A 13,524-nucleotide genomic window follows, 5' to 3' on the forward strand; every position below is an offset into this window, starting at 1 on the left:
CCGCGCCCCTTTTTCACGGCCAAAGCGCCGCATGGCCCGAAGGCTCAGCGCACCTTGCCTTCGGCCAGCGCCAGTTGCGCCTTGTCGAAGTCATCGACATCGATCACCTTGCGTCGCGCCGCCTCGGCGTTGCGCAGGGTCTGGGCCTCCATCGGCTGCAGCACGCCGGCCTCCAGCGCCGCTTCGATGGCATGTTCCCCTGCGGACGGTCTGACCTGCCCGCTCTTGAGCGCCGTGTGCAGCTTTTTGTGCAGCGGCTGCGCAGCCGACAGCAGGTCGCTGGCGTGCTGCAGGGCGCCCACCGGATCCTCGGCCGACTGCGGTCGATAGCAGCCGCCCAACAGTTCCTCCAAGGCCGGATCTCCCTTGGCGCGGCCGATGACGGCCGCCACTTCGGCGCCGAGCCTGTCCGACGGGCCCTTGTGGCGTCGGCCGAACGGAAACACGACAAGCCGCAGCAGGCAGCCGAACACCCGGTTCGGGAAGTTGGTCAGCAACTCGTCCAGCGCCTTCTCCGATTGGCCGAGGCTTTCCTCCATCGCCCAGGTGAACAGCGGCTCCATGTGCTCCGGTGAGTCCAGGTCGTGGTAGCGCTTGAGCGCCGCCGAGGCCAGGTACAGGTTGCTCAGCACATCGCCCAGCCGCGCCGACAGCCGTTCGCGGCGCTTCAGTTCGCCGCCCAGCAGCATCATGCTCAGGTCGGCCAGCAGGGCGAAGGCCGCCGCCTGGCGGTTGAGCGCGCGGAAATACCCTTGGCTGAGCCGGTTTCCCGGCGCCTTTTCGAAGTGGCCCAGGCCCAGGTTCAGCACCAGGGTGCTGGCGGCGTTGCCCACGGCGAAGCCGATGTGCCTGAGCAACAGGCCGTCGAACTCCTTCAGCGCCTGTTCCTTGTCTTCGCGGCCGGCCAGGGCCATTTCCTTGAGCACGAACGGATGGCAGCGGATCGCGCCCTGGCCGAAGATCATCAGGTTGCGCGACAGGATGTTCGCGCCTTCGACGGTGATGAAGATCGGCGCGCCGTTCCAGCTGCGCCCCAGGTAGTTGTTCGGGCCCATGATGATCGCCTTGCCGCCGTGCACGTCCATGGCGTGGCTGATGCATTCGCGGCCGCGTTCGGTGAGGTGGTACTTGAGGATCGCCGACAGCACCGAAGGCTTCTCGCCCAGGTCCACCGCATTGGCGGTCAGCATCCGCGCGGCGTCCATCATCCAGGCGTTGCCGCCGATGCGCGCCATGGCTTCCTGGATGCCTTCGAAGGCGGACAGCGGCACGTTGAACTGCTCGCGAACCTGCGCGTACTGCCCGGTCACCAGGCTGGTGAACTTGGCCGCGCCGGTGCCGACCGCCGGCAACGAGATCGAACGCCCCACCGACAGGCAGTTCATCAGCATCATCCAGCCCTTGCCGAGCATGTCCCGACCGCCGATGAGGAAGTCCAGGGGGATGAACACGTCCGTTCCCGAGTTCGGTCCGTTCATGAACGCCGCGCCCAGCGGCAGGTGGCGACGGCCGATGTTCACGCCGGGGGTGTCGGTGGGGATCAGCGCCAGGCTGATGCCCAGGTCCTCTTGGTCGCCCAGCAGGTGATCGGGGTCATAGGCCTTGAAGGCGAGGCCGAGCAGGGTGGCGACCGGGCCGAGGGTGATGTAGCGCTTTTCCCAGTTCAGGCGCAGGCCGAGGGTTTCCTCGCCTTCCCACTGGCCTTTGCAGATGATGCCGGTGTCGGGCATGGCGCCGGCGTCGGAGCCGGCGAGCGGCCCGGTGAGGGCGAAGCACGGGATGTCGTCGCCACGGGCCAGGCGCGGCAGATAGTGGTTGCGCTGCTCGTCGGTGCCGTAGTGCAGCAGCAGCTCGGCCGGCCCCAGGGAGTTGGGCACCATGACCGTTGAGGCGAGGTCGCCGCTGCGGGTGGCCAGCTTCATCGCCACCTGGGAGTGGGCATAGGCCGAGAAGCCCTTGCCGCCGAACTCCTTGGGAATGATCAGGGCAAAGAAGCCGTGTTCCTTGATGTGCGTCCAGGCTTCGGGCGGCAGATCCATCGCCTGGCCGATCTGCCAGTCGCTGACCATCGCGCACAGTTCTTCGGTGGGGCCGTCGATGAACGCCTGTTCCTCTTCGGTCAGCTCGGCCTTGGGATAGGACAGCAGCTTGTCCCAGTCGGGACGCCCGCTGAACAGTTCGCCGTCCCACCAGACCGTGCCGGCGTCGATGGCGTCGCGTTCGGTCTGCGACATCGGCGGCAGGGTCTTCTGGAACCAGGCGAACAGCGGTGCGCTGAAGTGCCGGCGGCGCAGGTCCGGCAGCAGCAGCGGGGCGGCGACCAGCGCCAGTACGATCCATAACACCAGCAAGAGCCCGCCGGGAGCCCGCCCGAAAATGCCCATGGCCAGCAGGTAGGCGGCGACGATGCCCAGCGCCGGCAGCGGTGCGGTCCGGCGATGGGCGAGATACGCCACGCCGACGATCAGAACCAGTATCCACAACAACAGCATATTGAGTCCTCCGTGAACCAGGGCAAAACGACCTCCCAGAGCTTAGACGGCATCCGCGAAAACGGACGGTCGGATCGGGCTGACTGAACGCGTGGGAAGCCCCGGATGGCTTTCGTAAGTTCGGTGGGCAACAGCTGTGGGAAATCGTTCGTCAATCCCGCAGCTTTGCGTGCATGTTTGGCCGAAACGTCGTTATCTCTGCGCCCGGGCGCTCGCTAGACTCGGGATTCACCCAGGAGATAACCGTCATGCGCGAGTATTTGAGTCCCGGCCGCTTCATTGATAGCGACCACCCCGCGGTGGTGGAGTTCGCAGAACTGCACCGTGGCCCGGACCGCGATCCGCGCGCGCAGGCGGTCAGTCTCTATTACGCCGTGCGCGAGGCGGTGCGCTACAACCCCTATACCTTCAGCCGCGACCCGGACACCCTGCGCGGCAGTTATGCCCTGGCCGCGGGCGAGAGCTATTGCGTGCCCAAGGCCACGCTGCTGGCCGGTTGCGCACGGCATTGCGGGATCGCCGCGCGCATCGGCCTGGCCGACGTGCGCAATCATCTGTCGACCCCGCGCCTGCTGGAGCTGCTCAGGAGCGATGTGTTCGCCATGCACGGTTACACCGAGCTGTTCCTGGACGGCCGCTGGGTCAAGGCCACGCCGGCGTTCAACCAAGGGCTCTGCGAGCTGTTCAACGTCGCGCCGCTGGAGTTCGACGGGGTTCATGACAGCGTGTTCCACCCCTACAACCGCGACGGCGAACTGCTGATGGAGTACCTGGTGGATCACGGCCAGTTCGCCGACGTGCCGGACGACTTGTTTTTCGGGCATATCAGGCAGTGCTACCCGCACCTGTTCGGCGAGGGGCAGCCGCCGTTGCTGGGAGACATGCAGGGCGACCTGACGTGTGATGCCAAGGGCGGCTGATCCGGCGTATGCTGCCCGCCCGTTCAATGGAAAGGAGGCGGTCATGCTGAAGATCTGGGGTCGCAAGAATTCGTCGAATGTCAGGAAACCGCTGTGGGCCGCCGAAGAGCTGGGGCTGGCCTACGAGGCGATCGATGCCGGCGGCGCGTTCGGCGTGGTCGATACGCCGCAGTACCGGGCCATGAACCCGAACGGCCGGGTGCCGGTGATCGAGGACGACGGTCTGGTGCTGTGGGAGTCCAACGCCATCGTCCGTTACCTGTTGGCCACGCATGCGGCCGGCACCGCCTGGTATCCGGCCGATCCGCGCACCCGCGCCGTCGCCGACAAGTGGATGGACTGGACGACCTCCAGTTTCGCCGGGCCGTTTCGCACCGTGTTCTGGGGTGTGCTGCGCACGCCGGCCCAGCAACAGGACTGGCCGGCGATCCACGCCGCCGTCAAGGAATGCGAAGGGCTGCTGGCGATGTCCGACGAAGCCCTGAAGCAGCAGCCGTACTTATCCGGAAACGAAATCGGCATGGGCGACATTCCGCTGGGCAGTTTCATCTATGCCTGGTTCGAAATGCCCATCGAGCGGGCGCCGTTGCCGCACCTGCAGGCCTGGTACGAGCGACTGAAGCAGCGTCCGGCTTACCGCAAGGCGGTCATGACCGCGTTGACTTAATACCTACTATCGACACACTTGACTGTACTTGTGCGGCGACGGCAAGCACCATGGCGCCCATGCGTCGCGGTTGTTTCCCTCGCCGCCGGCTTTTCCCCATTCCATATTTCCTTCTTGGTGCGTAAATCCGATATGAGTTCCGCTCTGTCCATCCGGCAGCTAACCAAAACCTACGGCAACGGGTTCCAGGCCTTGAACGGTATCGATCTGGACGTCGCCGAAGGTGATTTCTTCGCCTTGCTCGGCCCCAACGGCGCCGGCAAGTCCACGACCATCGGCATCCTGTCGACCCTGGTGAACAAGACCAGCGGCACGGTCAACATTTTCGGCAACGACCTGGACAAGAACCCCGCCGCGCTCAAGCGCTCGATCGGCGTGGTGCCCCAGGAGTTCAACTTCAACCAGTTCGAAAAGACCTTCGACATCGTCGTGACCCAGGCCGGCTACTACGGCATCCCGGCGCGGATCGCCAAGGAGCGCGCCGAGCAGTACCTGACCCAGCTCGGCCTGTGGGACAAGCGCGACGTGCCGTCGCGTTCGCTGTCCGGCGGCATGAAGCGGCGCCTGATGATCGCCCGCGCGCTGATCCACGAGCCGCGCCTGTTGATCCTCGACGAACCGACCGCAGGCGTCGACATCGAACTGCGCCGCTCGATGTGGAGCTTCCTCACCGAGCTCAACCAGAAGGGCATCACGATCATCCTCACCACGCATTACCTGGAGGAGGCCGAGCAGCTGTGCCGCAACATCGGCATCATCGACCACGGCACCATCGTCGAGAACACCAGCATGCGGCAACTGCTCGGCCAACTGCATGTGGAGACCTTCCTGCTCGACCTCAAGACCGGCCTGCAGGCCGCGCCGCAACTGGCCGGCTATCCGTGCCGGCTGGTGGACGGCCACACCCTGGAGGTCCAGGTCGACAAATCCATGGGCATCACCGCGCTGTTCGGCCAACTGGCCCTGCAGAACATCGAAGTGCTGAGCCTGCGCAACAAAACCAATCGCCTCGAGGAGCTGTTCGTGTCTTTGGTCGAGAAGAACCTGTCGAAGGTGGCGGTATGAGTTCCGAACTGCGCCCCAACCTCGTCGCCCTGAACACCATCGTCTACCGCGAGGTCAAACGCTTCACCCGGATCTGGCCGCAGACCCTGCTGCCGCCGGCGATCACCATGGTCCTGTACTTCGTGATCTTCGGCAACCTGATCGGTCGGCAGATCGGCGACATGGGCGGCTTCACCTACATGGAGTACATCGTGCCGGGGCTGATCATGATGTCGGTGATCACCAACTCCTACGGCAACGTGGTGTCGAGCTTTTTCGGCAGCAAGTTCCAGCGTTCCATCGAAGAACTGATGGTCTCCCCGGTGTCGCCGCACACGATCCTGGTCGGCTACACCCTGGGCGGCGTGCTGCGCGGCCTGATGGTGGGCATCATCGTGACCCTGCTGTCGCTGTTCTTCACCCGCCTGCAGGTGCATCACCTGGGCGTGACCGTGCTGGTGGTGATGCTGACCGCGACGATCTTCTCGCTGCTGGGCTTCATCAACGCGGTGTTTGCGCGCAACTTCGACGACATTTCGATCATCCCGACCTTCGTGCTGACCCCGCTGACCTACCTGGGCGGCGTGTTCTATTCGATCAGCCTGCTGCCGCCGTTCTGGCAGACCGTGTCGCTGGCCAACCCGGTGCTGCACATGGTCAACGCGTTCCGCTACGGGATCCTCGGCGTGTCGGACATCAGCATCGGCACCGCCATCACGTTCATGCTGGTGGCCACGGTGGTGCTGTACATCGGTTGCGCACGGTTGCTGGTGAGCGGGCGCGGAATGCGCACCTAAGAACCGGTTGCGTTCATCGCCAGCCCGCTGGCGATGGCTGCACACCAGGCACCCCAAAGAAAACGGCCTCCAGTGATGGAGGCCGTTTGCGTTCATGGCATTCGGTTCTTCTTGCGGCGCGCCCATTGCCGGGCCACCCACCAGCGCCAGTACATCATCACCGTGAAATAGGCGAGGGCGCCCAGCGCCAGCCCTGTCACCACCGACCCCAGCAGGAACGGCTTCCACAGGGTGGAGAGTTCGCCGCTGATCCATTCCCAGGTCAGTTCGTCGGGCAGGGTCCTGGCCGGAACGTCCATCAGCCACGCGCCGGCCTGATAGGTGCAGAAGAACACTGCCGGCATGGTGATCGGGTTGGTCAGCCAGACCAGGCTGACGGCGATCGGCATGTTGCCGCGCACCATGATCGCCAGCACGGCCGCCACCAGCATCTGCGCCGGGATCGGCAGGAACGCCGCGAACAGGCCGACCGCCATGGCGCGGGCCACCGAGTGGCGGTTGAGGTGCCAGAGGTTGGGGTCATGCAGCAACGTGCCGAGAAAGCGTAAGGACTTGTGTTCCCTGATGCTCGTCGGATCGGGCATGTAACGTTTGAATAGGCGCCGGGGCATAAGGCTTCTCGGTCGGTCAAGGCGGCAAGTATGTCTGGATTCTAGAAGCGGCCCATTCAGACTTTGTGACAATTGTTGACGACGCCAGGGCCCCGGATCCGCTATGCCTGAAGGCGGGACTCTCAAGGACGGGCGTATGCGCACAGGGATGATGGCGCTGGCAGCCGGTCTGCTGGCCCCGGTTTTTTTGCCGGCCTTGCCGCCGGTCGGGCTTTTGTGGGCGATGCCGGTGGCGGTGCTGATGCTGCTGCCGTTTCGCAGCTATCCATTGGCTTTTCTGCTGTTCGGTTTCATGTGGACGGGCCTCGGCGCCCATTGGGCGTTGGACGACCGCTTGCCGGCGGCGCTGGAGGGCGAGACCCGTTGGGTCGAGGGGCGGGTGACCGGCCTGCCGCAGAACGGCGCAGGCGTGGTGCGGTTCGAGCTGGCCGACGCCCGTTCGCGCCATGAACGGCTGCCGGCGAAGATGCGCCTGGCGTGGTACGACGGGCCGCCGGTCAACAGCGGCGAGCGCTGGCGGCTGGCGGTGAAGCTCAAGCGCCCGGGCGGCCTGCTCAATCCCGACGCCTTCGACCCCGAGGCCTGGTCGCTGGCGCAGCGCATCGGCGCGACCGGCACGGTCAAGGACGGCCAACGGTTGTCGGCGGCGCAGGGGGCCTGGCGCGACGGCGTCCGTCAGCGCCTGCTCGCCGTGGACGCGCAGGGCCGCAATGCCGCGCTGGCGGCGCTGGTGCTGGGCGACGGCTCGGGGCTGGCGCGCGAAGACTGGCAGATCCTTCAGGACACCGGCACCGTGCACCTATTGGTGATCTCGGGCCAGCACATCGGCCTTTTGGCGGCGGTCGTCTATGGGCTGGTCGCCGGCCTGGCGAGGTGGGGCCTGTGGCCGGTGCGTTGGCCTTGGTTGCCGTGGGCCTGCGGCCTGGCGTTCGCGACGGCCCTGGGATACGGGCTGCTGACCGGGTTCGACGTGCCGGTGCGGCGCGCCTGCGTGATGGTCGCGCTGGTGCTGCTGTGGCGCCTGCGCTTTCGCCATCTGGGCCTCTGGTGGCCGCTGCTGCTGGCGTTCGACGCCGTTTTGCTGATGGATCCGCTGGCCAGCCTGCGCCCGGGGTTCTGGCTGTCGTTTGCGGCGGTGGCGGTGCTGATCTTCACCTTCGGCGGACGTTTGGGGCCATGGCGATGGTGGCAGACCTGGACGCGGGCGCAATGGCTGATTGCGCTCGGGCTGTGCCCGGTGCTGTTGGCGCTGGGCTTGCCGGTCAGCCTCAGCGGGCCGCTGGTCAACCTGCTGGCGGTGCCCTGGGTCAGTCTGGCGGTGCTGCCGCCGGCCTTGCTCGGCACCTTGCTGCTGCCGGTTGCGCCGGTGGGAGAAGCCCTGCTGTGGCTGGCCGGCGGACTGATCGAGGGGCTGTTCCGCGGTCTGGCCGTGATCGCCGGGCAATGGCCGGCATGGACGCCTGCCATGGTCTCGGGCTGGGTCTTGGCGGCGGGAGGGCTGGGGGCCTTTCTGCTGCTGTTGCCCAGGGGTGTGCCGATGCGCCCCTTGGGCTGGCCGTTGCTGTTGCTGCTGGCGGCGCCGCCCCGGGAACGGCTGGACGAGGGCGTGGCCGACGTCTGGCAGCTCGATGTCGGGCAGGGCCTGGCGGTGCTGGTGCGTACTCGCCATCACGCGTTGCTGTTTGACGCCGGTCCGCGCATGGGCGATTTCGATGCCGGTGAGCGGGTGGTGTTGCCGGCCCTGCGCAAACTGGATGTCGGGCGGCTGGACCTGCTGTTGCTCAGCCATGCCGACGCCGACCATGCCGGCGGAGCACAGGCGCTGATGCGCGGGCTGCCGGTCGGCCGGGTGATGAGCGGCGATCCGGGAGGGCTTCCCGCCGGATTGACGGCGGAGGCGTGCGCCAGCGGTCGGCAATGGCAGTGGGACGGCGTCGGTTTCCGGCTGTGGCAATGGGACGCGGCCCATGACAGCAATCAACGCTCTTGTGTCTTGCAGGTCGACGCCGCCGGTGAGCGCCTGCTGCTGACCGGCGACATCGATGCCGCCGCCGAGCGCGCCCTGCTCGACAGCCCGTTGGCGCAGCCGGTGCGCTGGCTGCAGGCGCCGCACCACGGCAGCCGCACGTCATCGTCGATGGCGTTGCTCAGGGGCTTGCGTCCCGAGTCCGTGCTGATTTCCCGGGGGCAAGGCAATTCGTTCGGCCATCCGCACCCCACCGTGACCGCGCGTTACCGCCATCAGGGCATCCACGTCTACGACAGCGCCCGGCACGGCGCCATCCACCTTCGGCTCGGCCGGTTCCAGCCGCCCCGTACTCTGCGCCAGCAGCGACGGTTCTGGCGCGACGCGCCGCCGCCGGCCGAGACGCACCGTTGAGCCGCCGCAGGGCACGGTCGTCGGAGCGACGGGTCGTCATCGCGAACCGGTATGGTAAAGTGGCGCACTTTTTCGAGGGGGCTGTCACTGTGTGGGAATTGGTCAAATCCGGCGGCTGGATGATGTTGCCGATCATTCTGAGTTCCGTCGCCGCCATGGCGATCGTCGCCGAGCGCCTGTGGACCCTGCGGGCCAGCCGCGTGACCCCGGAGCACCTGCTCGGCCAGGTCTGGGTGTGGATCAAGGACAAGCAGCTCAACAAGGAAAAACTCAAGGAACTGCGCGCCAATTCGCCGCTGGGCGAGATCCTCGCGGCGGGCCTGGCCAACTCCAAGCACGGTCGCGAGATCATGAAGGAGTGCATCGAGGAGGCGGCCGCCCGGGTCATCCACGAGCTGGAGCGCTACGTCAACGCCCTGGGCACCATCGCCGCCATGGCTCCGCTGCTGGGCCTTTTGGGCACGGTGCTGGGCATGATCGACATTTTCAGTGCGTTCACCGGCTCCGGCATGACCACCAACGCGTCCGTGCTGGCCGGCGGCATCTCGAAGGCGTTGATCACCACGGCGGCGGGCCTGATGGTGGGCATTCCGTCGGTGTTCTTCCACCGTTTCCTGCAGCGGCGCATCGATGAGCTGGTGGTGGGCATGGAGCAGGAAGCGATCAAGCTGGTCGAGGTGGTGCAGGGCGACCGTGACGTCGACCTGGCCGGAGCCAAAGCGTGAAGTTCCGTCGCAAGCCCCGGGAAACCATCGACATCAACCTCGCGTCGCTGATCGACGTGGTGTTCATCCTGCTGCTGTTTTTCGTCGTGACCACCACGTTCACCCGTGAGACCCAGCTGCGCGTCGACCTGCCGGAAGCGGTCAGCGGTTCGCCCGCCGAAGACCAGCAGGTCAAGCAGTTGGACGTCGCCATCAACGCCGAGGGCGTGTTCTCGGTGAACAACCGGATCCTGCCGAAGAGCGATCTGGCGACCCTGATGGAAGCCATGCAGAAGGAATCCAACGGCGACACCAACATGCCGTTGTCGATCAGCGCCGACGGCAAGACCCAGCACCAATCGGTGATCACCGCCATGGACGCGGCCGGCAAGCTCGGTTTCAGCCATCTGCGCATGACCACGGTCGAGGCGGCGCCCAAATCCTGATGGCCATGTCCGATCGATTGCTCGCTGCCTGGTACGCGGGGCATCCGGCCCTGAGCCTGCTGCGGCCGCTGGAGTGGCTGTACCGCCGCGTCGTCGACGGCAAGCGCCGGCGCTTCCTGGACGGCGAAGGCGCGATCTATCAGGCGCCGGTGCCGGTGGTCGTGGTCGGCAACATCACGGTCGGCGGCACCGGCAAGACGCCGATGATCCTCTGGCTGATCGAGCACTGCCGGCGCAGCGGCCTGCGGGTCGGCGTGGTCAGCCGCGGTTACGGCGCCCGGCCGCCGCAATTTCCTTGGCGGGTCGAGGCCGATCAGGGCGCCGACGTCGCCGGCGACGAGCCGTTGCTGATCGTGCGGCGCACCGGCGTGCCGCTGATGATCGACCCCGACCGCAGCGCTGCCGTCAAAGCCTTGCTCGAGCGCGAGCCGCTGGATCTGATCCTGTCCGACGACGGCATGCAGCATTACCGGCTGGCCCGGGACCTGGAGCTGGTGCTGATCGACGCCGCCCGCGGCCTGGGCAACCGGCGCTGCCTGCCCGTAGGGCCGCTGCGCGAACCGGTCGAGCGCCTGCAGAGCGTCGACGGCGTGCTGTACAACGGCGCCGCCGCCGACCGCGACGACGGTTTCGCCTTCCGCCTGCAACCCACGGCGCTGGTCAACCTGCGCAGCGGCGAACGCCGGCCGCTGGATCATTTCCCTGCCGGCCAGGCCCTGCACGCGGTGGCCGGGATCGGCAATCCGCAACGTTTCTTCAATACCCTCGAAGCGCTAGACTGGCGACCGGTTCCGCATGCGTTTGCCGACCACGCCGAGTACAGCGTGCAGGCCTTGAATTTCACGCCGTCATTGCCGTTGGTGATGACCGAGAAGGACGCGGTGAAGTGCCGCGCCTTCGCCGCCGCCGACTGGTGGTACCTGGCGGTCGATGCCGTGCCGTCGCCGGCCTTCGTGGCCTGGTTCGACACCCAACTGATGCGCCTGCTGCCGGATCGGCTTTTGCCTTAAACCGTTTTCATCCAGGGAATGTTCATGGACACCAAACTGCTCGACATCCTCGCGTGCCCCGTCTGCAAAGGCCCGCTCAAGCTCAGCGCCGACAAGACCGAACTGATCAGCAAGGGCGCAGGCCTGGCCTACCCGATCCGCGACGGCATCCCGGTGATGCTCGAAAGCGAAGCCCGCACCCTGACCAGCGACGAGCGCCTGGACAAATGAGCACAGCGTTCACCGTCGTCATCCCGTCGCGCTTCGCCTCCACCCGCCTGCCGGGCAAGCCGCTGCTGCCGATCGCCGGCAAGCCGATGATCCAGCACGTCTGGGAACAGGCGAGCAAGAGCGGCGCCGACCGCGTGGTGGTGGCCACCGATGATGCGCGCATCGTCGAGGCCTGCAAGGCGTTTGGCGCCGAAGTGGTGCTGACCCGCGAAGACCACAATTCCGGCACCGACCGCCTGGCCGAAGTGGCCGCGAAACTGGGCCTGGCGCCGGACGCCATCGTGGTCAACGTGCAAGGCGACGAGCCGTTGATCCCGCCGAGCGTGATCGACCAGGTGGCCGCCAACCTCGCGGCCCACACCGAGGCGCGCATGGCCACCCTGGCCGAGCCGATCGAGGACGTGGACACGCTGTTCAACCCCAACGTGGTCAAGGTCGTCAGCGACCTCAACGGCCTGGCGCTGACCTTCAGCCGCTCGACCTTGCCGTGGGCCCGCGATGCGTTCGCCAAGAGCCGCGAGCAATTGCCGGAGGGCGTGCCGTACCGCCGCCACATCGGCATCTATGCCTACCGCGCCGGGTTCCTCCAGGACTTCGTGAACTGGGGCCCGTGCTGGCTGGAGAACACCGAGTCCCTGGAGCAGCTGCGTGCCCTGTGGCACGGCGTGCGCATCCATGTGGCCGACGCGCTGATCGCACCGCCGACGGGGGTCGACACCGCCGAAGACCTCGAGCGCGTCCGTCGCCTGCTGGAGGCCTGATGCGCGTTCTGTTCGTGTGTCTGGGCAACATCTGCCGCTCGCCCACCGCCGAAGGCGTGCTGCGCCACAAGCTGCGCGAAGCGGGGCTGGCGGGGCAGGTCGAAGTAGCCTCCGCCGGCACCGGCGACTGGCACGTCGGCAATCCGCCGGACAAGCGCAGCCAGGCGGCGGCGAAGCTGCGCGGCTATGACCTGTCGGCCCAACGGGCGCAGCAGGTCAGTCGGGCCGACTTCGCCAGCTACGACCTGATCCTGGCCATGGACAACAGCAACCTGCGCAACCTCAAGGCGATGCAGCCGTCTACCGGTAAGGCCGAACTGGATCTGTTCCTGCGCCGCTACGAAGGTGAGGTCGATGAAGTGCCGGATCCGTACTACGACGGCGATCAAGGGTTCGAGCAAGTGCTGGATCTGATCGAGCGCGCCTGCGACCAACTGCTGATCGAAGTGAAGGGGCGGCTATGAGTCTGTCGGTGCAACCGCAGGTTTCCCTGAAGCCGTTCAATACCTTTGGCGTGGACGTGCGGGCGCAGCTGTTCGCCGAAGCCCGCAACGATGCCGATGTGCGTGACGCGCTGGCTTATGCGGCGCAGCAGGACGTGCCGCTGCTGGTGATCGGCGGCGGCAGCAACCTGTTGCTGACGGCGGATGTGCCGGCGCTGGTGCTGCGCATGGTCAGCCGCGGGATCCGGGTGGTCGGCGACGACGGCGACCGTGTGGTGCTGGAAGCCGAGGCCGGGGAGCCGTGGCATCCGTTCGTGCAGCACACGCTGGCGCTGGGCCTGTCGGGCCTTGAGAACCTCAGCCTGATCCCCGGCACCGTCGGGGCGGCGCCGATGCAGAACATCGGCGCCTATGGCGTCGAGATCAAGGACGTGTTCGCCGGCCTGACGGCGCTGGATCGCCAGACCGGAGCGTTGCGCGATTTCACGCTGGCGGAGTGCGGGTTCGCCTACCGCGACAGCGTGTTCAAGCAGCACCCTGGTCGCTGGCTGATCCTGCGGGTGCGCTTCAACCTGAACCGGGCGGCCCATCTGCATCTGGAATACGGGCCGGTGCGTCAGCGCCTGACCGAACAGGGCATCGAGCAGCCGACCCCCAGCGACGTGAGCCGCGCCATCTGCAGCATCCGCAGCGAGAAACTGCCGGATCCGGCGGTGCTCGGCAATGCCGGCAGTTTCTTCAAGAACCCGCTGGTGCCGGCGCACACGGCGGCGCAGATCAAGGCGCAGCACCCGGACCTGGTGGCTTATCCGCAGGCGGACGGTCAGGTGAAGCTGGCCGCCGGTTGGCTGATCGAGCGGGCCGGGTGGAAGGGGTTCCGCGAGGGCGACGCGGGGGTGCACAAGCTCCAGGCCCTGGTGCTGGTCAACTACGGCGCGGCCACCGGGCTGCAACTGTTCGACCTGGCGCAACGCATCCAGAAAGACATTGCGGAACGTTTCAATGTCGAGCTGGAAATGGAGCCCAACCGGTATTGAGG

General features: G+C 66.6%; 14 protein-coding genes. 12 read left to right on the top strand and 2 right to left on the bottom strand.

Annotated elements, in window-relative coordinates:
- Window positions 1-44: 44 nt before the first annotated feature.
- The gene (locus CAG41_RS05860) at window positions 45-2,492 is read right to left on the bottom strand and encodes an acyl-CoA dehydrogenase (RefSeq protein WP_085706777.1); all 2,448 of its coding nucleotides are present in this window, start codon (window positions 2,490-2,492) and stop codon (window positions 45-47) included.
- A 248-nt stretch (window positions 2,493-2,740) separates the two neighbouring features.
- On the opposite strand from CAG41_RS05860, the gene CAG41_RS05865 reads away from it, so the two are divergent.
- The 4 genes from CAG41_RS05865 to CAG41_RS05880 all read left to right on the top strand — a co-directional run bounded on the left by CAG41_RS05865 (window position 2,741) and on the right by CAG41_RS05880 (window position 5,920).
- A complete protein-coding gene (locus CAG41_RS05865) occupies window positions 2,741-3,412 on the top strand; it encodes a transglutaminase family protein (RefSeq protein WP_085629671.1) in 672 nt (223 codons plus the stop codon).
- 43 nt (window positions 3,413-3,455) lie between these two features.
- Complete coding sequence (locus CAG41_RS05870; RefSeq protein WP_085706778.1) at window positions 3,456-4,079, top strand: glutathione S-transferase family protein; 624 nt, start codon at window positions 3,456-3,458, stop codon at window positions 4,077-4,079.
- A gap of 132 nt (window positions 4,080-4,211) precedes the next feature.
- Window positions 4,212-5,144, top strand: a complete 933-nt coding sequence (locus CAG41_RS05875) for an ABC transporter ATP-binding protein (RefSeq protein WP_085578142.1) — start codon at window positions 4,212-4,214, stop codon at window positions 5,142-5,144.
- Window positions 5,141-5,920: an ABC transporter permease gene (locus CAG41_RS05880; RefSeq protein ID WP_085578141.1), complete on the top strand. Its 780-nt coding sequence runs from the start codon at window positions 5,141-5,143 to the stop codon at window positions 5,918-5,920. Before CAG41_RS05875 ends, CAG41_RS05880 begins: the two co-directional genes overlap by 4 nt.
- A 92-nt stretch (window positions 5,921-6,012) precedes the next feature.
- Here CAG41_RS05880 and CAG41_RS05885 read toward each other — a convergent pair whose 3' ends face one another.
- Window positions 6,013-6,531, bottom strand: coding sequence for a DUF2062 domain-containing protein (locus CAG41_RS05885; protein WP_085629673.1), 519 nt, complete (start codon window positions 6,529-6,531; stop codon window positions 6,013-6,015).
- Between the two features lie 136 nt (window positions 6,532-6,667).
- Between CAG41_RS05885 and CAG41_RS05890 the strand changes: the two genes are divergently transcribed.
- From CAG41_RS05890 to murB, 8 genes are all read left to right on the top strand, one after another.
- On the top strand, window positions 6,668-8,911 hold the full coding sequence (locus CAG41_RS05890; RefSeq protein ID WP_085706779.1) for a DNA internalization-related competence protein ComEC/Rec2: 2,244 nt from the start codon (window positions 6,668-6,670) through the stop codon (window positions 8,909-8,911).
- A gap of 89 nt (window positions 8,912-9,000) precedes the next feature.
- On the top strand, window positions 9,001-9,636 hold the full coding sequence (locus CAG41_RS05895) for a MotA/TolQ/ExbB proton channel family protein (RefSeq protein ID WP_170929931.1): 636 nt from the start codon (window positions 9,001-9,003) through the stop codon (window positions 9,634-9,636).
- The gene (locus tag CAG41_RS05900; RefSeq protein WP_085578137.1) at window positions 9,633-10,061 is read left to right on the top strand and encodes a biopolymer transporter ExbD; all 429 of its coding nucleotides are present in this window, start codon (window positions 9,633-9,635) and stop codon (window positions 10,059-10,061) included. The genes CAG41_RS05895 and CAG41_RS05900 overlap by 4 nt, the downstream gene beginning before the upstream one ends.
- Window positions 10,061-11,071, top strand: a complete 1,011-nt coding sequence (gene lpxK / locus CAG41_RS05905) for a tetraacyldisaccharide 4'-kinase (protein ID WP_085706780.1) — start codon at window positions 10,061-10,063, stop codon at window positions 11,069-11,071. Before CAG41_RS05900 ends, lpxK begins: the two co-directional genes overlap by 1 nt.
- Window positions 11,072-11,095: 24 nt before the next feature.
- Window positions 11,096-11,281 (top strand): Trm112 family protein, encoded by a 186-nt coding sequence (locus CAG41_RS05910; RefSeq protein WP_085578288.1) that lies wholly within the window; start codon window positions 11,096-11,098, stop codon window positions 11,279-11,281.
- Entirely contained in the window at window positions 11,278-12,042 is a 765-nt protein-coding gene (gene kdsB, locus CAG41_RS05915; protein WP_085636719.1) for a 3-deoxy-manno-octulosonate cytidylyltransferase, read from the top strand. The genes CAG41_RS05910 and kdsB overlap by 4 nt, the downstream gene beginning before the upstream one ends.
- A complete protein-coding gene (locus tag CAG41_RS05920; protein ID WP_085578134.1) occupies window positions 12,042-12,506 on the top strand; it encodes a low molecular weight protein-tyrosine-phosphatase in 465 nt (154 codons plus the stop codon). The genes kdsB and CAG41_RS05920 overlap by 1 nt, the downstream gene beginning before the upstream one ends.
- Complete coding sequence (murB, locus tag CAG41_RS05925) at window positions 12,503-13,522, top strand: UDP-N-acetylmuramate dehydrogenase (protein WP_085578133.1); 1,020 nt, start codon at window positions 12,503-12,505, stop codon at window positions 13,520-13,522. The genes CAG41_RS05920 and murB overlap by 4 nt, the downstream gene beginning before the upstream one ends.
- Window positions 13,523-13,524: the final 2 nt, after the last annotated feature.

The sequence above is a fragment of the Pseudomonas sp. B35(2017) genome (assembly GCF_002113645.1).
Lineage (GTDB): Bacteria > Pseudomonadota > Gammaproteobacteria > Pseudomonadales > Pseudomonadaceae > Aquipseudomonas > Aquipseudomonas ekonensis.

What these genes read in the sequence shown, in the direction of transcription:
- CAG41_RS05890 (WP_085706779.1), top strand. Translation starts at nt 6,668, where the DNA reads ATGCGCACAGGGATGATGGCGCTGGCAGCCGGTCTGCTGGCCCCGGTT.
- CAG41_RS05910 (WP_085578288.1), top strand. Translation starts at nt 11,096, where the DNA reads ATGGACACCAAACTGCTCGACATCCTCGCGTGCCCCGTCTGCAAAGGC.
- CAG41_RS05885 (WP_085629673.1), bottom strand. Translation starts at nt 6,531, where the DNA reads ATGCCCCGGCGCCTATTCAAACGTTACATGCCCGATCCGACGAGCATC.
- CAG41_RS05920 (WP_085578134.1), top strand. Translation starts at nt 12,042, where the DNA reads ATGCGCGTTCTGTTCGTGTGTCTGGGCAACATCTGCCGCTCGCCCACC.
- CAG41_RS05860 (WP_085706777.1), bottom strand. Translation starts at nt 2,492, where the DNA reads ATGCTGTTGTTGTGGATACTGGTTCTGATCGTCGGCGTGGCGTATCTC.
- lpxK (WP_085706780.1), top strand. Translation starts at nt 10,061, where the DNA reads ATGGCCATGTCCGATCGATTGCTCGCTGCCTGGTACGCGGGGCATCCG.
- kdsB (WP_085636719.1), top strand. Translation starts at nt 11,278, where the DNA reads ATGAGCACAGCGTTCACCGTCGTCATCCCGTCGCGCTTCGCCTCCACC.
- murB (WP_085578133.1), top strand. Translation starts at nt 12,503, where the DNA reads ATGAGTCTGTCGGTGCAACCGCAGGTTTCCCTGAAGCCGTTCAATACC.
- CAG41_RS05880 (WP_085578141.1), top strand. Translation starts at nt 5,141, where the DNA reads ATGAGTTCCGAACTGCGCCCCAACCTCGTCGCCCTGAACACCATCGTC.
- CAG41_RS05875 (WP_085578142.1), top strand. Translation starts at nt 4,212, where the DNA reads ATGAGTTCCGCTCTGTCCATCCGGCAGCTAACCAAAACCTACGGCAAC.
- CAG41_RS05865 (WP_085629671.1), top strand. Translation starts at nt 2,741, where the DNA reads ATGCGCGAGTATTTGAGTCCCGGCCGCTTCATTGATAGCGACCACCCC.
- CAG41_RS05870 (WP_085706778.1), top strand. Translation starts at nt 3,456, where the DNA reads ATGCTGAAGATCTGGGGTCGCAAGAATTCGTCGAATGTCAGGAAACCG.